Genomic DNA, 18,188 nt, shown 5'->3' on the forward strand with positions numbered 1-18,188 from the left:
ATGATCGTTTTTGATTGACAACGCGCAGCTGTGGTCACAAACCTTGACCAAAGCGCGGGGCATTGCCGCGCCCAAGGAGGATGCCAATGACCACTGCCGTCGCCGCCAACCGGCTGATGAACCTATGGGATGACGCCCGTGCCGCAGGGATGACCGAGCCTGAAAAGCTGCTCTACCGGTCCAATCTGCTCGGGTCCGACAAGCGGATCACCAATTACGGCGGCGGCAATACATCGGCCAAGGTGATGGAAACCGACCCGCTGACCGGCCAGCCGGTCGAGGTCTTGTGGGTCAAGGGGTCGGGCGGCGATGTCGGGTCCATTAAGATGGACGGTTTCGCCACGCTTTACATGGAAAAGCTGCGGGCGCTGAAGGGCATCTATCGCGGGGTCGCGATGGAGGATGACATGGTGGGCCTGCTGCCGCATTGCACGTTCAACCTGAATGCACGGGCGGCGAGTATCGACACGCCGCTGCACGCCTATGTTCCGAAACAGCACGTCGACCACATGCACCCCGATGCGATCATCGCGATTGCCGCGTCAAGGAACAGCCGCGACCTGACGCAGGCCATTTTCGGCGATGATATCGGCTGGCTGCCGTGGAAGCGCCCCGGTTTCGAGCTTGGGTTGTGGCTGGAAAAGTTCTGTCTGGATAATCCCGATGCCAAGGGCGTGGTGCTCGAATCGCATGGCTTGTTCACTTGGGATGACGATGCGAAAGCCTGCTACGCGCTGACGCTGGAAATCATTCAAAAGGCGATGGACTGGTTCGCCGTGGAAACCGCTGGCAAGACCATTTTCGGCGGCGCTGCCGCGCAATCGCTGCAAGCGGATGCCCGACGCGCGGTTGCCGCCCGCCTGATGCCCGCGATCCGTGGCATGGTCAGCGCCGACCACCGCATGGTCGGCCATTTCGACGACCAACCCGCCGTGCTGGAATTCGTCAACTCGGCCAAGCTTAAACCGCTGGCGGCCCTTGGCACGTCTTGCCCCGACCATTTCCTGCGGACCAAGATTTGCCCGCTGGTCGTGGGCTTCGATCCGGCGAAACCGGATGTGGACGCCACGCTTGCGGCACTGGCAGGGCAGGTGGCCGAATACCGCCAAGGCTATGCCGCCTATTACGAACGGTGCAAACACCCCGACAGCCCGCCGCTGCGCGACCCGAACGCGGTGGTCTATCTGGTGCCCGGTGTGGGGATGCTGACATTCGCCAAGGACAAGGCCACGGCGCGGATTTCGGGCGAGTTCTACGTCAACGCGATCAACGTGATGCGCGGCGCGGATACGGTTTCCGAATATTGCGGGCTGCCCGAACAGGAAGCCTTCGATATCGAATACTGGCTGCTGGAAGAAGCAAAGCTGTCGCGGATGCCCAAGCCCAAATCGCTGGCGGGCCGCGTGGCATTCGTCACGGGGGGCGCGGGCGGGATCGGGTCGGCCTGCGCGGAACGCTACCTGCGCGAGGGCGCTTGCGTCATGCTGGCCGATATCGACGAGGCGGCGCTGAAAGCCACGGCCGAAAACCTGTCGAGCCGCCACGGGCGCGACGTGGTGCGGACGGTGGTGATGAACGTGACCGACGAGGCGGCGGTGCTGGCGGCCTATGCCCATACGGCGGTGGAATTCGGGGGCTTGGACATTCTGGTGTCGAACGCCGGTATCGCCTCGTCCGCGCCGATCGAGGAAACCTCGCTGGCGCTGTGGAACAAGAACATGGATATCCTTTCGACGGGATATTTCCTTGTCAGCCGCGAGGCGTTCAAGACGTTCCGCGCGCAAGGTATCGGCGGGGCGGTGGTGTTTGTGGCGTCAAAGAACGGCCTTGCCGCCAGCCCGAACGCATCGGCCTATTGCACGGCCAAGGCCGCCGAAATCCATCTGGCGCGCTGCCTTGCGCTGGAAGGGGCCGAAGCGGGCATCCGCGTGAACGTGGTCAACCCCGATGCGGTCCTGAAAGGGTCGAAGATCTGGTCGGGCGAATGGCTTGACCAGCGGGCCAGCACCTACAAGACCGACAAGGACGGGCTGGAAGAGATGTATCGCCAGCGGTCGATGCTGAAGCGGTCTGTCCTGCCCGAAGACATTGCGGAAGCGGCCTATTTCCTCGCCTCGGACCTGTCGGCCAAATCTACGGGCAATATCCTGAACGTGGACGCGGGCAACGTCCAAGCCTTCACACGGTGACATGACATGATCGACGCGAACATCATCGAAGCTGAAAACGCAATCTGTATCAATGCCTTGCAATCCGATTATGATGCATTGGGTGAGCAGTTGTCCCGCCGTGGCATCGACATCTCGGCCATCAAGGCCAAGGTCGCAGGCTACGGTGTGGCGGTGCCAAGCTGGGGCGTCGGCACCGGCGGCACCCGCTTTGCCCGCTTTCCGGGGGAAGGCGAGCCGCGCCATATCTTCGACAAGCTGGAAGACTGCGGCGTGATCCAGAGCCTGACGCGGGCCACCCCTGCGGTGTCGTTGCATATCCCGTGGGACAAGGCCCCCGCTGCCGACCTGCTGGGCAAGGCGACCGAGTTGGGACTGCGTTTTGATGCGATGAATTCGAACACCTTTCAGGACCAGCCGGGGCAGACGCACAGCTACAAGTTCGGCTCGCTGTCGCACGCCGACCGCGCCACGCGCCAGCAGGCGGTGGACCACAACATCGAGTGTATCGAGATCGGGCGCGCGCTGGGGTCAAAGGCGCTGACGGTCTGGATCGGGGATGGGTCGAACTTTCCGGGCCAGACCGATTTCACGCGGCAGTTCGAACGCTACCTCGATGCGATGAAGGCGGTTTACGCCGCCCTTCCCGACGATTGGCGCGTGTTTTCGGAACACAAGATGTTCGAGCCCGCCTTTTATTCGACGGTGGTGCAGGATTGGGGCACCAACTATCTGATCGCCAAGGAATTGGGCGACAAGGCGATGTGTCTGGTCGACCTTGGCCACCACGCGCCCAACGTCAATATCGAGATGATCGTGGCCCGCCTGATCCAGTTCGGCAAGCTGGGGGGATTCCATTTCAACGATTCCAAATACGGCGACGACGATCTGGATACCGGCAGCATCGATCCCTACCGCCTGTTTCTGGTCTTCAACGAACTGGTCGGGGCCGAGGGCAAGGCAGGCTTTGCCCCCGCCCATATGCTTGATCAAAGCCACAACGTCACCGATCCCATCGAAAGCCTGATGGTTTCGGCGATGGAGGTGCAGCGTGCCTATGCTGCGGCGCTGCTGGTCGACCGTGGGGCGCTAGCGGGGTATCAGGACGCGAACGATGCGCTGATGGCGACAACGACGCTGAAGCACGGCTTCCGCACCGATGTGGAACCGATCCTTGCCATGGCGCGGCTGGAAGCGGGCGGCGCGATAGACCCTGTCGCCACCTACCGCGCCAGCGGCTACCGCGCCCGCGTGGCGGCGGTGCGCCCCAAGGTCACGGGCGGCGGCGGCGGGATCGTCTGACTCCGCCAAGGCGGGGGGCAATCTGCCCCCCGACGCGCGCCAAGGCGCGCCCCCCCCTTCGTATTTCCGCCACGACGAACGCGTTTAAGGGCATGCCGCTACAACTGGCACGAAGTTTGCCGTTTCCCTTGGCAAGGACAAAGGGGCGCGGCATGGATACGGCAACCACGATTGGCTTTTTCGGCGGAATTCTCGCCGTGGTGGGCACGATGCTTTCGGGCGGGCACATCATGCCCTTCGTGTCGATGCACGGCTTTACCATCGTATTCGTCGGCGGCTTCTTCGCTGTGATGTATACGGCGCCGATGGAAGTGTTCCTCGGCTCGTTCAAGGCGATGGCCACGGCGTTCAAGAAACACAACACCGATATTGGTGCCCTTGCTGTCACTATGTCGGAACTTGCGACCATTGCCCGAAAGGACGGGCTGATGGCGCTGGAAGGCAAGGAGATGCCGCACAAATTCCTCGAACGCGGCATGCAGATGCTGATCGACGGGGCCGACGAGCAGAAACTTTCCAAGCAACTGGCCAACGAGATTGCCGCGATGAAGGTCCGCCATTCCGCCAAGCAGGATGTGTGCAAGGCTTGGGTCGAGCTTGGCCCCGCTTACGGCATGATCGGCACGCTGATCGGTCTGGTCGAGATGATGGGCAACATGTCCGACCCCACGACCGTGGGCAAGGGCATGGCGACCGCGCTGGTCGGCACGATGTACGGCGCAATCGCCGCAAACGTCTTTTTCGGCCCGATGGCCACCAAGTTGAAGAACAACACAACGCGCGAAGTCGCCTATTGCGAGGCCGCCATCGAAGGTCTGCGGGGCATCGCCCGCGCCGAGGCGCCGCGCGTCATCCTCGACGGTCTGGCCGCGCGCCTGCCGCCCGCCGAGCGCGCCAAGCTGGCGGCGGCCGCGTAATGGCCAAGGCTCCTGCAAAGGCGGCGCATGGCCATGCGGCGCATGGCCACGACGACGACCACGGCCACGGCGGCGGCGGCGACCATGACGATCACGGCGGCGGGGGCCATTGCCCTCCGCCCTGGATCATCACATTTGCCGATATGGCCGTCTTGCTGATGGCGTTTTTCGTCATCATGCTGATGACGGCGACTACGGACACACCGAAGTTCAACGCCTTCGCATCGGTGATGCGCCAGACCTTTGGCCGCGTGCCGCTTGACCCAAATGACGCCGACAAGGGTGGCACCTCGATCATCGATTTGCATTTCGGCCCGCAATCGGGTGAACAGACCAATGATCCACCCGCCACCACGCCGCAATCGGGCGACCCGAGCATTCCCGACAGCGGCAAGGCCGAGGGCACCGGCAATCCGGGCGGTGCGTCGGGTGAGGGCGCGGTCGATGCGGCGGCCAAGGCTTTGGCGCAGGCGATGCAGGATGCGGTCGCAAAGGGTGCGCTGACGGTGGAAAGCGATGCCGGATCGGTCACGGTGCGCCTGCCTGCGGGGGCGAGCAAAGAGGATGCCGCAAAGATCGCGCAGGCTCTGGCCGACGGCGCTGCTGCGGCAGGTGCGGCAGCAGGTGCCCCCGCCGAGGGCGCCGAAACCGGCGCGCCCGCCACGGGCGACCAGTCGGGCGGCGTGGCAGTCGGTGATGCAAGCGGCGGCGCACCGGCCAACGGTGCGGGCGTGGGCATGATCCGCGCGAAGATGGCGGCGGTCAAGCTGGGCATGGCGCTCGAAGAACAGATGGCCGACGGCGATGTGCAGGTCGAACAGCGCGACGGCGCGGTCGTGGTCACGGTTGGCGCAGGGGGGGCGTTCACGTCGGGTTCGGCGGATATGACCTCCGAGGCGCAGGCGATCATCGCCAAACTTGAAGAGATGTCGGTCAAGGCCAAGCGGATCGTGGTCACCGGACATACCGACAACGTGCCGCTGTCGGGGTCGACCTACCGCGACAACTGGGATCTCGCCTCGGCCCGTGCGGCCAGCGTGGTGCGCGAGATCATCGAAAGCGGCGTTGTGCCCGATGCCGAGGTGGTGGCCGTCAGCAAGGGCGACACCGCCCCCGTCGCCGACAACGCGACCGAGGAAGGCCGCCAGAAGAACCGGCGGATCGAGATCGAGATCGAATTCGACGAGGAGTGAGACAATGAGCCGAGCCACCTGCCTGACCTGCCGTATGATCCGCCGCTTCGTGCTCGCCTTTGGCGCGGGTGTTCTGGTGATGTGGCAGGTCACCGGCCAATTGCCCGCCCAAAGCGCCGACAACGGCATGTGGCGCGGCTTCATGTTCGTCGCGATGTTCTTTCTGATCGCCGGCGTCTTCTTTCGCATGCGCGAGATGAAGAACCGGATGCGCCGCCGCGCCTAGCGCATCACGAAAGGGTCGGGGATCGGCGCGTCCGAGGTGCGTAGCCACACGGTCTTGACCGTGGTGTAATCCAGCGCCGCGGCCAACCCGCCCTCGCGGCCGTGGCCCGACAGGCCCGACCCGCCGAAGGGCGCGATGGGCGATACGGCGCGATAGGTGTTGACCCAGACCACCCCCGCCCGCAGCCCGCGGATCATCCGGTGCGCCCGCGTCAGCGAGGCCGTGAACACGCCCGAGGCAAGCCCGTATTGCGTGGCGTTGGCGATTTCCAGCGCCTCGTCCTCGGTCTCGAAGGCCACCACCGACAGGACCGGACCGAAAAGTTCCTGCGTGACCGAAGCCGCATCGGGAACCGAGCTGCAATCGAGGATCGTGGGCGGGTAGTAAAAACCCGCGCCTTCTGGCGTTTGCCCGCCCGTCACCAGCCTTGCCCCCGCCGTCAGGCTTTCGGCCACCAGCCGTTCGATCCGGTCGCGCTGCCGCAGGGTGCAGAGCGGGCCGACTTCGGTGGTCATCTCGTCCGGGGCTGCGATGCGGATGGCCTCGGCCTTGGCTTTCAGCTTCGCAAGGAAGGCGTCCTTGACGCTGGATTGCACCAGAAGCCGCGATCCCGCGACACAGCTTTGGCCTGTGGCTGCGAATATCCCCGACACTTGCGCGTTGGCCGCACTGTCCAGATCGGCGTCGTCGAACACGATAAAGGGCGATTTGCCACCCAGTTCGAGCGAGGTCGAGGCGAGGTTTTCCGCCGATCCCCGCACCACCGCCCGCGCCGTTTCCGGCCCGCCGGTAAAGGCGATATGGTCAACCAAGGGGTGCCGCGTCAGTACCGCGCCACAGGTCGGTCCAAAGCCGGTGATCACGTTGAACACGCCTGCGGGAAACCCTGCCTCATGCACCAGCCGCGCGAATTCCAGCATGGGGGCAGGGCCGTCTTCCGAGGCTTTGAGCACCACCGTGCAGCCCGCCGCCAGCGCAGGGCCGATCTTGACCGCCGAGAGGAAAAGCTGGCTGTTCCATGGAACGATCGCGGCCACCACGCCAACGGGTTCGCGCCGCGTCCAGACCTCCATGTCGGGCTTGTCGATGGGCAGATGCGCGCCTTCGATCTTGTCGGCAAGCCCTGCGTAATAGCGGAAGTAATCCGCGACATAGGCGATCTGCGCCGATGTCTCGCGGATGATCTTGCCGGTGTCGCGGGTTTCCAGCGCGGCCAGTCGAGGGGCGGCGGCCTGCACCAGATCCGCCAGCTTCATCAACAGCTTGCCCCGCGCAGTTGCCGTAAGCTTCGGCCAAGGCCCGCTGCGAAACGCCCGATGCGCGGCGGTGACGGCCGCGTTCACCTCGGCCTCGCGCGCTTCGGGCATCTCGGCCCATGGCGTGCCCGTGGCCGGATCGAGGCTTTGGAACGTCGCCGCCCCGTCGCGGAACTGTCCGTCGATGTAAAGCTGGAAGCGGTCCAAGGTCTGTCCTTCAGGCAAAGGCGGGCATCACGTCCGCGATGAAGCGTTCGAGCGAGGCGCGTTTGCGCGCGAAACTCATCCCGCTGTCGATCCAGAGCGAGAATTCGTCATAGCCCAGACTTTCGATCTTTTTCAGCCGCTCCACCACCTCGGGCGCTTGGCCGATCAGCAGGTTGTCGCGCATCACTTTGGGCGAATAGACCGGATGGGCCGCCATTTCCTCGGGCGTGATCTCGGCGATCATGCCCTGATGGATGGGCCGCTTGTTCACAAACCACGCGCCGAAATAGTTGTAGAACGCATTCAGCTCATCTGCCGCCAGATCGGCATCGGCGGCGCTTTCCGCGACATAGCCGTGTTGCAGGATCATGATCTTGGGGCGCTCCACCTCGGGGTGGTTGGCCACGGCGGCGTTGAAACGCTCCATCAGGCTGACCACCTCGTCATGGGCCATATGCAGCGGCGTGACCTGCACGTTGCAACCTTGACCCACGGCGAAATCATGGCTGTTCGGATCGCGCGCGGCGACCCAGATCGGCAGGTTCTTTTGCAGCGGTTTCGGGGCCGAGGTGGTGGCCGGAAATTGCCAATACTGGCCTTCGTGCGCGTAATCTCCCTCCCACAAGCCTTTGATCGCGGGGATCAGTTCCCGCATCCGCCCGCCCGCGTTCCATGCGTCGAGCCCGGGCATCACGCGTTCATATTCATAGCTATAGGCCCCCGCGCGATGCCAAGATCAAGCCGCCCGTCCATGATGATATCGGCCATCGCGGCCTCGCCCGCCAGCTTGATCGGATGCCAGAAGGGCGCGATCACCGTGCCGGTGCCAAGACGCACGTTTTTCGTGCGCCGCGCCAGATCGACAAGGTTGAGCAGCGGGTTCGGCGCGATGGTGAAAGACATGCCATGATGTTCGCCCGTCCAGATCGCATGCATGCCCCCTTCGTCGGCGATGCGGCAGAGTTCCAGCATTTCCTGATAGAGCCGCGGTTCGGGATCGGCGGGGCTGACCCGTTCCATATGGACGAAAAGCGAGAATTTCATGGCGTTTTGCCCTTTGCGACCAAGGCGACCTGACCCGAATTCTGGTCGCCGAAATAGATGCCGTAATTGCCGACGCGGGATTCCTCGGCCAGACGTTCCAGAAGCACGCGCATAGCCGGATCGGTGACGTCTTCCAGTGCCTTTGGGTCCAGATCGACATAGCTTCCGGTTGCCGCAACGCCACCCGTGGCGGGGCAGAGAAAGCTGATATGCTGATGGCCCCGCGCCACGTCTTCGTAGACCGAATAGATGAAACCGGGTGCTGCCTCGACTCCCGTTGCTGCGATCAGCCCTGCGAGTGTGGCCGAAACCCCGTCGCGTCCGACGCGGGCGGTGGGCAGGGTCAAGCCGCCGGTGCCGTCATCGGCCAGCAGCACCTGCCCGCCCTGTTCGATCACGGCAGACACCACCACTTCCGGCCCCGTCGCAAGACGTGTCGCGGTGTCGGCGGGGGTGAAATAGCTGCCGCGATAATAGCCCAGACCCGGGGCAGGGGTCGCCGCAAAGCCCAGCACGCGACCGATCAGGATGGCGTGGTCGCCCGCCTCGATGCAGTGGTGCAGCGCGCAGTCGAACCACGCCGAGACATTGCCGATCAGCGGCGAGCCGTTGTCGCTGTCCTTCCAGTAGACGCTGGCGAAACGGTCCTCGACCGGGCGGGCGAAGGTGTTCGATATGTCCTTTTGCCCTTCGGACAGGATGTTCACGGCAAAGCCGCCCGCGCCGGTAAAGGCCGCGTAATTGGCCGAGGACCGCGCGATCGACACCAGCAGAAGCGGCGGGTCGAGCGAGACCGACGAAAAGGAATTGGCCGTAAAGCCAAGCGGTTGGCCCGCCGCATCGCGGCAGGTCACGACCGTGACGCCGGTCATGAAGCTGCCAAAGGCATCGCGCAGGGCGCGGCGGTCGAATTGTGGTGTGTCCGTCATGCCCTTACCCCGTCGCGTTCGATCATCAAGGGCGTTTTCAGCCAAGTCTGCAACGCCGCCGTCACCTGATCGGCCGCTGTCAGGTTCACCATGTGGCGGTGCCCCCTGATCACAACGGCGCGGCCCCTCGGGGCGGATGCGGCCATGGTGCAGGTCATGTCGGCGGTGGAATTGGCGTCGTTGTCTCCGGTCAGCACCAGCGCGGGGCAGGTGATGCGGTGCCAGTCGTCGGCATAGACATCGTCGCCACGGGCAAAGGCCCCGTAAGCTGCGGCGTAGCCTTGCGGATCGACGGCGTGCAGCCAGCCCGCCACCTGCGCCCGGATCGCGGCATCGGCAGGGCCGAACCAGCGCGACAGCGGCGCATCCGCATCGTAAGCGCCCCTCGCGATGTCTTCGGCCCGCGCCTCGACCGCCGCCCGCGCCTCGGGCGTGCGGCGGTGCACGCCGTTCAGCACCGCGACGCGGCGGATCAGTTCGGGGCAGTCGACCGCCAGCCCCGTGGCGATCAGCGCCCCCATCGAATGGCCCGCCACGTTCACGCAGCCTAGCGCCAAGGCCTCGATCACCCGCGCGGCCCAGGCGACATAGTCCTTTAGCCCCGCACCGGCGGGCAGCAGCGACGATCCGCCATGACCCGGCATGTCGATGGCGATCACGCGCCAGTTTTGCGACAGGTCTGCAATCTGCGGGGCCCATGCCCGCGCATTCATGCCCACCCCGTGGATCAGCACCAAGGGTTCGCCCTGACCCAAATCCATCGCGGTGACGGTTGCCCCGTCAGACAGCCGCAGGGTTCGATGCGTCATTGCCCAGATCCTTGAGGTCTTGGTAACGGTCGCCGATGCGGTGGTGCGGACGGCCCCCGATCGAAGCGCCGAGCGCCACCACGATCTCGTCGGCGGCGGGCGCATCGGGAATGGCGAAATGCACTGTCAGGTAATGGCTGCGGCGGCCTTCGTCGTTCTTGTCCATCAGCGGGATCATCACAGGCGTGTTCGCGCCGCCCCGTATGTTGGTGAAGGCGAGATAGGTCTTTGCCCCCACCGCCTGCCGGTAGTGGTTGCCAAAGCGCAGCGTGTGGATCAGGGCGGATGCATGTTCCACCTCGCCATCCAGACCCACGATTGATGCCTTGCCGTAGCCTTCGATCCTGTCACCGCCCCCTGCCGCTTCAAGGATCATCCCCGTCAACAGCGCACCGAGTTCGGGGGCGACATCATGGATTTCCGGCTTCAGATTCTCGACAAAGCCACGCCCGGCCCAAGGGTTCTTGACCACCGCAGCGGCGGCGATCAGCTTCAGCGGCACGGGCGCTGCACGGCCCCCTTCGATCAGGGTGGTTTCGACGTGAAGCAGCGTCTTGCGGATTTGGGCGGGCATCGGAACCTCTGCGATCTTGCTTGTGCCTATCTTGGTATACCATAAGACCATATGTCAATCATTCATTGCAAGACCACCGCCGAACCGCTAGCTTCGCGCCATGGAAGATGTGCGCGACCTTCGCATAAACGAAATGCCGCAACGCTTGCGCGAGGTGGTGCTTGACCGCATGCGCGCGGCGATCATCGCAGGGCGCTTCAAAGGCGGCGAACGGCTGGTGGAACGCACGCTTTGCGACCAGTTGGGCGTGTCACGGTCGGTGGTGCGCGAGGTGATCCGCATCCTTGAGGCCGAGGGTCTGGTGGAAAGCGCGGGCCACAAGGGGCCGGTCGTGGCCACGCTCGACCGCGATCAGGCGCGGCAGATCTACGACATCAGGCTTTTGCTGGAATCGGGGGCTGCGGCAGCCTGCGCGCGGGTGGCGGATGACCGTGTGACGGCCGATCTGCGCGCCTCGCTTTCCGCGTTGCAAGCCGCTCAGACAGGCGGCGAGCTTGCGCTGTTTGACGCCACCACGCGGTTTTACGAGGTGATCTTTCGCGCCGCAGGCCACCATATCGCATGGGAGATCGTGCAGCGTCTGAATGGCCGGATCAGTCGCCTGCGGGCGCTGACGCTGGCAACGACCGACCGCCACGTGTCGGGTCAGGCCCGCATGGTGCGGATTGCCGATGCGATCATCGCCGGCGATGCCGAAGCCGCCGCGCAAGCCGTGCGCGACCATCTGACCGAAGCGGCCAGCATCGCGCGCCGCCTGCTGCCGGAGGTGTGATGCCCGCCTATTGGATCGCCCATGTCACCGTGACCGACCCTGACCGCTACAGCGGCTACCAGTCCCTTGCCCCCGCCGCCTTTGCCGCGCATGGCGCAAGGTTTCTGGCGAGGGGAGGCGAGGCCGACTGTCTTGAAGGGCCATCCTTCGACCGCCATGTGGTGATCGAATTTCCCACGCTTGAGGCCGCCCGCGCCTGCTATGCCAGTGCAGAGTATCGCGCAGCGAGGTCGGCCCGCGACGGGGCATGCCACGCCATGGTCGTGATCGTCGAAGGATTGTAACCGCACGTTGCGCCGCCAACGAATTTTCTGCGAAAATTCAGGCGACCGTATCGGGTTCAGCCCTGATTTTTCGCAGAAAAATCGTTGGGCTCAATGCGCCTCGACCGGTTCTTCCGCCACCTGTGCCATCTCGCGCCGCGAGATCAGCGTATAAAAGGCCGGCACGACGAAAAGCGTGAAGATCGTCCCCACCGTGATCCCCGAAAAGATCACCAGCCCCACCGAATAGCGCGCCGCGGCCCCCGCGCCGCTGGCGACGATCAAGGGGATCACCCCCAGCGCCATGGCCGCCGTGGTCATCAGGATCGGGCGCAGACGCACCTTGGCCGCAGCCACGATCGCATCGCGCCGCGAAAGCCCGCGTTCGCGCCGTGCCTGATTGGCGAATTCCACCAGCAGGATGCCGTGCTTGGTGATCAGACCGATCAGCGTGATCAGCCCTACCTGCGTGTAGATGTTCAAGGTGCCAAGCCCGAGGTTCAGCGGAATGATCGCTCCAAAGATCGACAGGGGCACCGACATCAGGATGATCAGCGGGTCGCGGAAGCTCTCGAATTGCGCGGCCAGCACCAGATAGATCACCACGATGGCCAGCGCAAAGGCCAGCATGATCGTATTGCCTTCGGTCACTTCCAGCCGCGACTGGCCGGAATAATCGATGAAGAACCCGTCGGGCAGCAGGGGCTGCGCCGCGTCTACCAGCGTCTGCAAGCCGTCGCCTGTCGACACACCCGGAATGGGCAGCGCCGAGAGGGTGGTGGAATTGAGCTGGTTGAACTGCTCGATGGCCGAGGGAGCCACACCCGTCGACACCGTGATCACCGCCGAAAGCGGCACCATGGCCCCCGTGGTCGAGCGCACATAGAAATCGCCTAAGCGTTCGGGGTTGTTGCGGTATTCTTCGGGCACCTGCAAGATCACGTCATAGCTGTTGCTGTCACGGTCGAACTGCGCGACGGCCCCGCCGCCCACCAGCAGGCCCAGCGTGCGCCCGATGTCGGATGCGGGCAGGTTCAGTGCCGCCGCGCGGTCACGGTCGATCTTTACCGTGATCTGCGGCGCGTTATAGGCCAGCGAGTTCTGCACGATGATGAACTTGCCCGAAGCCTGCGCCTTGGCCTTGATTTCCTCGGCCACCTCGAAGATGCGCTCCGAAGGGCCGGTCGATTGCAGGATCATGCTGATCGGCAAGCCACCGCCCGCACCGGGCAGCGAGGGCGGGGCGAAGACAAACGCCTGCACCCCCGCGATGGGCGCGATGCGGCCTTGCAGGTCGGCCTGAATCTCGGCCTGCGAGCGGTCGCGTTCCGACCAGTCCTTGAACGCCCAAAGCGCGATGCCGGAATTGGTCGCCCCGCCGAAGCCGACGATGGAAAAGTTGGCCGAAAGCTCTGGCAAATCCTTGGTCAGGTCGCGCATCTGGTCGATATAGGTGCGGGTATAGGCCGAAGTCGCATAGGGCGGCGCGTTCACGAACGAGAACAGCGCGCCCGAATCCTCTTCCGGCGCCAGTTCGGACGAGGTTTTCACGAAGAGATACCCGGTCAGCGACACCAGCACCGCCACCATCAGGAATGTCACGGGCCGGTAGTCGAGCGATGATGACACCCGCCGTTCATACCAGTTTGCCAGCCGGTCGAAGGCGCGGTCGACCACGATCTGGAAGCGCGAATGGTTGCCCGCAGTCAGCACCCGCGCGGCCATCATCGGCGTGATCGTCAGCGCGACCACGCCCGAGATGATGACAGCCCCCGCCAGCGTGACGGCAAATTCGCGAAACAGCGATCCGGTCAACCCGCCGGTAAAGGCAAGGGGCGCAAAGACCGCCGCAAGCGTTACGGTCATGGCCACGACCGCGCCGAAGATTTCCTTCATCGACAGGAACGCCGCCTGCATCGGGCGAAACCCTTCCTCGATGTGGCGGTGCACGTTTTCCACCACGACGATGGCGTCATCGACCACCAGACCGATGGCGAGCACCATGGCGAGCAGCGACAGAAGGTTGATCGAATAGCCGAACAGGAACAGCACGAACAAAACGCCCGTCAGCGACAGCGGGATGGTCACGATGGGCATCAGCACCGACCGGAACGACCCGAGGAACAACAGGATAATGACCACCACGATCGCCACGGCTTCGGCGATGGTCTTGAACACCTCGTCGATCGACGCCGAAATCTGCTCGGTGCTGTCATACATCATTGTCAGTTGCATGCCGTCCGGCAGGCTGGTCTGGATCGCGGGCAATTCGTCGATCACGGCTGCCGACATATCCAGCGGGTTCGCCCCCGGAGTGGGATAGATGCCGATGAAGGTGCCGGGCTGACCGTTGAAGTTCACGATGGTGTCGGACGATTTCGCCGCCAGTTCCACCCGTGCCACATCGCCCAGACGCACCACCTCGTCGCCGCTCGCCCGCACGGGCAGGGCGGCAAAGGCCTCGGGCGTTTGCAATGTGGACTCCAGCGTGATCGCGGTGGCCACGTATTCGTTCTGCGTCTTGCCGGGGGCCGACAGGAAGTTGGAGGAATTGATCGCCCCCAGAATCTCGGCCGCCGTCACGCCACGGCTTGCCAGTTTGACCGGATCGATCCAGACCCGCATCGCATAATTCGCGGCACCCACCACCTCGATCTGGGCGACACCGGGAATCGTCGACATGCGCGGGCGGATCACCCGTTCGATGTATTCGGTGATCTGTTCCGACGTCATGTTCGGGTTCTGCATCGCCAGATACATCGTGGCGAAGGTCATCCCCGTGCCCTTGACGATGGTCGGGTCCTCGGCTTCCGCGGGCAGTTGGCTTCGCACCTGCTGCACCTTCGACATCACCTCGGTTAGCGCCACATCGGGGTTGGCCCCGAGCCGCATGTTCACCGTGACGGTCGAGGATGACGGGCGCGAGGACGAGGTGACGTAATCCACGTTCTCGGTCGTCGCCACCGCCGCCGCGATGGGCGAGGTGATGAAGCCCTGTATCAGCTCGGGCGCAGCACCGGGATAGATGGTCGAGATGGTGATGACCGTCTCGTCCACCTTGGGGTATTGCCGGATCGACAGCCCGTTCAGCCCCTGAAAGCCCAGAAGCAGGATCAACAGGCCCAGCACCGTCGACAGGACGGGCCGCTTGATGAAAATGTCGGACGGGCTCATTCGCTCGCCTCCACTGCGGCACCGCTGGCGGATGCGGCGGGGTTCACCGAATTGTCCACCGCTGCCGGTTGCCCGTTCGACAGCCGGTTCTGCCCCGCCGTCACCACCTGATCGCCCGCCTTCACGCCAGAGGCGATTTCGACCAGCCCGCCCGAACGGCGACCGGTCTGCACAAAGACCTGGCCCACCTCGAGCGCCGGTTCGGCCCCCTCGGCTGTGCCTTCCTTGGGGCGTACGACATAGACGTAATCGCCGTAAAGGCTGGCGCTGACCGTTGTCTGGGGCAGGGCTATCACACCCGTCTCGGCGGGCAGTTCGACAAGGATTCGCACGAACTGGCCGGGCGTCAGCTTGCCACCCGGATTGGCGACCGACCCGCGCAGTGCCACAAGCCGCGTCGCCGGATCGACCCGCGGGTCGATGCCGGTCAGTGCGCCGTCAAAGGCTTCGTCCAGCCCTTCGATCCGGACGGTGATCTTCTGGCCCAGCTTCAGCTTCGGCAGGTCCTGTTCGGGCAGGTTGAAATCGACCCGCATGCTCGAGATATCCTGCAAGGTCGCAACCACGGTTCCGGGCGTCACATATTGGCCCAGATCGACCCGCGCGATGCCGATGGTGCCCGCGAAGGGTGCTGTGACCACGCGCTGCGCGAGCACAGCTTCGGCCCGCGCAAGCTGCGCCTTGGCGGCTTGGGCTGCGGCTTCGGTCTCGTCGCGCGACGCGCTGGTCGCCGCTCCGCGCTGCGACAATTCCCGCGTGCGGGTCAGGTTGGTTTCTGCCAGTTCCGACTGCGTGCGTGCGGCTTCGACATCGGCGCGTTCCACCACATCGTCAAGCCGCAGCAATTCGGCCCCTGCGGCCACGTCGCTGTTGGCGGTAAAGCTGATCTTGTTGATCACGCCTGCGGTTTCTGTGGTCAGTTCCACCCCTTGCGCCGCGTTCACCGTGCCGATCGCCTCGATCACCGGGGTCCATGTCACGGGCTTTGCCTCGATGGTGGACACGGTGGCCGTCTGCTGGGGCATATTGGCGAAGATCTGTGCGATCATCTTGTCGCGGAACAGGTTGAAGCCGACAAGTCCGCCGCCGATCAGGGCGAGAAGAACGACAGCGATGATCAGGCGCTTGATCATTGGGGCAGACCTTATGTGGTAAATGCAATGACTTGATTGCATTTACACTTAACGCCGCAATGTCAAGGAATGGTCCGGCTTTGAACTACTCTTTCGTATAGGATGCTTAGCTTGCGGGCACGATCCGCTGCACGGTGCTCATGCCATTCCTGCCGGAAAAGCCGGGGGTCAGAAACCGCAAGGGCAGGGTGACGGTGATCTGGCGGTAGGGTTTGGCACCCAAGGTGATATCGGTCAGCCGCAGCGTCATGCGATCGTAGCGCAGGGCGGGAAAGCCCGCCTCGATCCGGGCTGTCACCTGCGCCTCGGTCGCGGCCTTGTCCAGAAACACCACACGGGCGGCGGCATCGGCGGCATGGGCCAGACGGCTTTGCGCGTCGATGTTGCGGCCAAAATCGATCAGCGCCATGCAGAAGATCACGAAGATCAGGCTGACGATTGCGAATTCGACCGCCGCAGCCCCGCTTTCGTCGCGGCCAAAACGGTGCAGGCGGGTCATCGCACCTCGACCTGCAAGACGGGGGCCAGATCGAAGCGCGCAAACAGGATGCCCTGATAGGTCTTGGTCGCGCTGATCCGGTAATAGGCGTTGGTGGGCAGGCTGCCCGTGCAGATCGTGCTGCAAGCCGTTGCCGTGGCGGGTGAGCCGGGGCAGGCGCAAAACCGCGCGGCGTCGAGTGTCACGCTTTTGTCCGTTCCGGCAAGGGTCGTGAAATCGGGCGATGCCGCAGCCTGCATCGCGGCTAGTACGGCGGGCGCGCCCGCATCCGCCATCGCCGGTTGCGCGCCCGACCGCAGAACATGATCGATCGCCGCGCGTTCCTTAAGCGCATTGCCCAGATCGATTGACGCCAGAAGCATCATCAGAAGCGTTGGCGCGATCAGCGCGAATTCGATCACCGCCACGCCCGAGATGTCTTGCCGGAACCGGCGCAGTGCAGCAAACACCGGCCTATCCCCTGCGAAACAGCCGCGCCAGAAGCGGCTTTCCTGCGGGCTTTGCCGCAGCAAGGGGGCCGGACAGGGCGCGGACAAGCGGGCGAAGGCCCCGCGACACCGCCTTGCCCGCGGGGGTGGACACCAGCACCTTGCCGCGGTTGGTGGCCTGGGCAAAGGCCTTTGGGTCAAAGGGCAGCGTCGCCGCAAGCGTGATCCCCAGCGTGCGGGCGAAATCCTTGGCCGTGATCTCTTGCCGCCGCGCCATTCCGAGACGGTTCAGCACCACCATCGGCGCAGGCTCGTCCGGTCGCAGCGCGGCGATCAGGTCCAAGAGTTTGCGCGTGTTCCGCAGCCCCGCCAGATCGGGCATGGTGGTCAAAACCACATGGTCGGCAGAGATGACCGCGTGGCGTGTGACGTTGCAGCCAAAGGGCGGCAGGTCCAGCACCACGGGTTGGCCGCCCGTGCGGACCAGATCGGTCAGATGGTCCAGCACCGCGGGCGCGGGATCGGCCGCCAGCGCGGCCGCGTCGCTTGCCGTAAGCACCCGCAGATGCGTGTCGTAACCGTCGAACAGCCCGTCGAGCAATTGTGCGTCAAGACCGGTTCCTGCCGCCAGCGCCTCGGCGATGCCGTGCGTCCCGTCAAGCGCCAAGGACAGCCCCGCCGTCCCGAAATCAAGGTCGAGGTCGAGCAGACTGGCCACCCCCTGGCGCGATTGGCCCATCATCCAGCCAAGGCCGAGCGCGACGCTCGACGATCCGGTCCCGCCGCTGGTGCCCAGACAGGCCGTCACCGCCCCCTTCGCCACAGCACCGGGGGCGGCGGTAATGTCCGAGAGACAGCGCAGCACCTGATCGGCCCGCACCGGGCGGGGCAGATAGTCGGAAACCCCCTGCCGCAGCAGGGCACGGTACAGCGCGATGTCATTGCTGCCGCCGATCACCAGCAGCCGCGTTTCCGGCTCGCACAGTTCGGCCAGCGCGTCGATCTGCGCGAGCAGCGGCTCCATCGCGGCATCGGTTTCGATCACCAGAAGCTGCGGCGCGCCACCGGCACCGCAGGCCGACATCGCAGCAGCCATCCCGCCATTCTGCACCGTCATCGCAACCCGCGCCATCAGGCGGCTGGCCTGCACCTGCCGCAGCGCCGAGGCGGATTCGGGCGTTAGCGTGAAGGCCGCAAGCGTCAGCGCAGGCAAGGGCGCAAACAGAGCGGTGTCGAACTTGATGAAATCGTTGGAAAAAAGCGTCATTATGGCTTCCCGGTATCATAGTGCCAC

General features: G+C 64.5%; 16 protein-coding genes and 1 pseudogene. 7 read left to right on the forward strand and 10 right to left on the reverse strand.

Annotated elements, in window-relative coordinates:
- Window positions 1-86 precede the first annotated feature (86 nt).
- The 5 genes from HYN69_RS06850 to HYN69_RS06870 all read left to right on the forward strand — a co-directional run bounded on the left by HYN69_RS06850 (window position 87) and on the right by HYN69_RS06870 (window position 5,806).
- Window positions 87-2,189 carry a bifunctional rhamnulose-1-phosphate aldolase/short-chain dehydrogenase gene (locus tag HYN69_RS06850; protein ID WP_108435084.1) on the forward strand — a complete coding sequence of 701 codons (2,103 nt, stop codon included), beginning with the start codon at window positions 87-89 and terminating at the stop codon, window positions 2,187-2,189.
- Between the two features lie 6 nt (window positions 2,190-2,195).
- Window positions 2,196-3,470, forward strand: a complete 1,275-nt coding sequence (gene rhaI, locus HYN69_RS06855) for an L-rhamnose catabolism isomerase (protein ID WP_108435085.1) — start codon at window positions 2,196-2,198, stop codon at window positions 3,468-3,470.
- Between the two features lie 152 nt (window positions 3,471-3,622).
- Window positions 3,623-4,387 carry a motility protein A gene (locus HYN69_RS06860; RefSeq protein ID WP_108435086.1) on the forward strand — a complete coding sequence of 255 codons (765 nt, stop codon included), beginning with the start codon at window positions 3,623-3,625 and terminating at the stop codon, window positions 4,385-4,387.
- Window positions 4,387-5,580: an OmpA family protein gene (locus HYN69_RS06865; protein WP_108435087.1), complete on the forward strand. Its 1,194-nt coding sequence runs from the start codon at window positions 4,387-4,389 to the stop codon at window positions 5,578-5,580. Before HYN69_RS06860 ends, HYN69_RS06865 begins: the two co-directional genes overlap by 1 nt.
- Before the next feature lie 4 nt (window positions 5,581-5,584).
- The gene (locus HYN69_RS06870) at window positions 5,585-5,806 is read left to right on the forward strand and encodes a hypothetical protein (RefSeq protein WP_159082386.1); all 222 of its coding nucleotides are present in this window, start codon (window positions 5,585-5,587) and stop codon (window positions 5,804-5,806) included.
- Here the strand turns inward: HYN69_RS06870 and HYN69_RS06875 are convergent.
- The 5 genes and pseudogenes from HYN69_RS06875 to HYN69_RS06895 all read right to left on the reverse strand — a co-directional run bounded on the left by HYN69_RS06875 (window position 5,803) and on the right by HYN69_RS06895 (window position 10,625).
- A complete protein-coding gene (locus tag HYN69_RS06875; protein WP_108435089.1) occupies window positions 5,803-7,269 on the reverse strand; it encodes an aldehyde dehydrogenase in 1,467 nt (488 codons plus the stop codon). The genes HYN69_RS06870 and HYN69_RS06875 overlap by 4 nt on opposite strands.
- 10 nt (window positions 7,270-7,279) lie before the next feature.
- A pseudogene (locus HYN69_RS06880) lies at window positions 7,280-8,313 on the reverse strand (LLM class flavin-dependent oxidoreductase).
- Window positions 8,310-9,242 carry a flavin reductase family protein gene (locus HYN69_RS06885; RefSeq protein WP_108435090.1) on the reverse strand — a complete coding sequence of 311 codons (933 nt, stop codon included), beginning with the start codon at window positions 9,240-9,242 and terminating at the stop codon, window positions 8,310-8,312. Before HYN69_RS06885 ends, HYN69_RS06880 begins: the two are co-directional and overlap by 4 nt.
- A complete protein-coding gene (locus HYN69_RS06890; RefSeq protein ID WP_108435091.1) occupies window positions 9,239-10,051 on the reverse strand; it encodes an alpha/beta fold hydrolase in 813 nt (270 codons plus the stop codon). The genes HYN69_RS06885 and HYN69_RS06890 overlap by 4 nt, the downstream gene beginning before the upstream one ends.
- Entirely contained in the window at window positions 10,023-10,625 is a 603-nt protein-coding gene (locus HYN69_RS06895; RefSeq protein WP_108437075.1) for an amino acid synthesis family protein, read from the reverse strand. The genes HYN69_RS06890 and HYN69_RS06895 overlap by 29 nt, the downstream gene beginning before the upstream one ends.
- A gap of 100 nt (window positions 10,626-10,725) precedes the next feature.
- On the opposite strand from HYN69_RS06895, the gene HYN69_RS06900 reads away from it, so the two are divergent.
- Together HYN69_RS06900 and HYN69_RS06905 are read left to right on the forward strand one after the other, a co-directional pair.
- Window positions 10,726-11,397 carry a GntR family transcriptional regulator gene (locus HYN69_RS06900; RefSeq protein ID WP_108435092.1) on the forward strand — a complete coding sequence of 224 codons (672 nt, stop codon included), beginning with the start codon at window positions 10,726-10,728 and terminating at the stop codon, window positions 11,395-11,397.
- A complete protein-coding gene (locus HYN69_RS06905; protein ID WP_108435093.1) occupies window positions 11,397-11,681 on the forward strand; it encodes a DUF1330 domain-containing protein in 285 nt (94 codons plus the stop codon). Before HYN69_RS06900 ends, HYN69_RS06905 begins: the two co-directional genes overlap by 1 nt.
- A 90-nt stretch (window positions 11,682-11,771) precedes the next feature.
- Here the strand turns inward: HYN69_RS06905 and HYN69_RS06910 are convergent, their stop codons facing one another.
- From HYN69_RS06910 to HYN69_RS20520, 5 genes are all read right to left on the reverse strand, one after another.
- On the reverse strand, window positions 11,772-14,834 hold the full coding sequence (locus tag HYN69_RS06910) for an efflux RND transporter permease subunit (RefSeq protein ID WP_108435094.1): 3,063 nt from the start codon (window positions 14,832-14,834) through the stop codon (window positions 11,772-11,774).
- Window positions 14,831-15,967, reverse strand: coding sequence for an efflux RND transporter periplasmic adaptor subunit (locus tag HYN69_RS06915; RefSeq protein WP_108435095.1), 1,137 nt, complete (start codon window positions 15,965-15,967; stop codon window positions 14,831-14,833). The genes HYN69_RS06910 and HYN69_RS06915 overlap by 4 nt, the downstream gene beginning before the upstream one ends.
- Window positions 15,968-16,073: 106 nt before the next feature.
- Entirely contained in the window at window positions 16,074-16,466 is a 393-nt protein-coding gene (locus HYN69_RS06920; RefSeq protein WP_108435096.1) for a TadE/TadG family type IV pilus assembly protein, read from the reverse strand.
- Complete coding sequence (locus HYN69_RS06925; protein WP_159082387.1) at window positions 16,463-16,915, reverse strand: TadE/TadG family type IV pilus assembly protein; 453 nt, start codon at window positions 16,913-16,915, stop codon at window positions 16,463-16,465. Before HYN69_RS06925 ends, HYN69_RS06920 begins: the two co-directional genes overlap by 4 nt.
- Before the next feature lie 4 nt (window positions 16,916-16,919).
- Window positions 16,920-18,161: an AAA family ATPase gene (locus HYN69_RS20520; protein WP_159082388.1), complete on the reverse strand. Its 1,242-nt coding sequence runs from the start codon at window positions 18,159-18,161 to the stop codon at window positions 16,920-16,922.
- Window positions 18,162-18,188 lie beyond the last annotated feature (27 nt).

The organism is Gemmobacter aquarius (genome assembly GCF_003060865.1).
In the GTDB taxonomy this organism is placed as follows: domain Bacteria; phylum Pseudomonadota; class Alphaproteobacteria; order Rhodobacterales; family Rhodobacteraceae; genus Paragemmobacter; species Paragemmobacter aquarius.

Excerpts from the sequence above, each read along its gene's own strand:
- HYN69_RS06850 (WP_108435084.1), top strand. The coding sequence starts at position 87 with ATGACCACTGCCGTCGCCGCCAACCGGCTGATGAACCTATGGGATGAC.
- rhaI (WP_108435085.1), top strand. The coding sequence starts at position 2,196 with ATGATCGACGCGAACATCATCGAAGCTGAAAACGCAATCTGTATCAAT.
- HYN69_RS06860 (WP_108435086.1), top strand. The coding sequence starts at position 3,623 with ATGGATACGGCAACCACGATTGGCTTTTTCGGCGGAATTCTCGCCGTG.
- HYN69_RS06865 (WP_108435087.1), top strand. The coding sequence starts at position 4,387 with ATGGCCAAGGCTCCTGCAAAGGCGGCGCATGGCCATGCGGCGCATGGC.
- HYN69_RS06870 (WP_159082386.1), top strand. The coding sequence starts at position 5,585 with ATGAGCCGAGCCACCTGCCTGACCTGCCGTATGATCCGCCGCTTCGTG.
- HYN69_RS06885 (WP_108435090.1), bottom strand. The coding sequence starts at position 9,242 with ATGACGGACACACCACAATTCGACCGCCGCGCCCTGCGCGATGCCTTT.
- HYN69_RS06890 (WP_108435091.1), bottom strand. The coding sequence starts at position 10,051 with ATGACGCATCGAACCCTGCGGCTGTCTGACGGGGCAACCGTCACCGCG.
- HYN69_RS06895 (WP_108437075.1), bottom strand. The coding sequence starts at position 10,625 with ATGCCCGCCCAAATCCGCAAGACGCTGCTTCACGTCGAAACCACCCTG.
- HYN69_RS06900 (WP_108435092.1), top strand. The coding sequence starts at position 10,726 with ATGGAAGATGTGCGCGACCTTCGCATAAACGAAATGCCGCAACGCTTG.
- HYN69_RS06905 (WP_108435093.1), top strand. The coding sequence starts at position 11,397 with ATGCCCGCCTATTGGATCGCCCATGTCACCGTGACCGACCCTGACCGC.
- HYN69_RS06910 (WP_108435094.1), bottom strand. The coding sequence starts at position 14,834 with ATGAGCCCGTCCGACATTTTCATCAAGCGGCCCGTCCTGTCGACGGTG.
- HYN69_RS06915 (WP_108435095.1), bottom strand. The coding sequence starts at position 15,967 with ATGATCAAGCGCCTGATCATCGCTGTCGTTCTTCTCGCCCTGATCGGC.
- HYN69_RS06920 (WP_108435096.1), bottom strand. The coding sequence starts at position 16,466 with ATGACCCGCCTGCACCGTTTTGGCCGCGACGAAAGCGGGGCTGCGGCG.
- HYN69_RS20520 (WP_159082388.1), bottom strand. The coding sequence starts at position 18,161 with ATGACGCTTTTTTCCAACGATTTCATCAAGTTCGACACCGCTCTGTTT.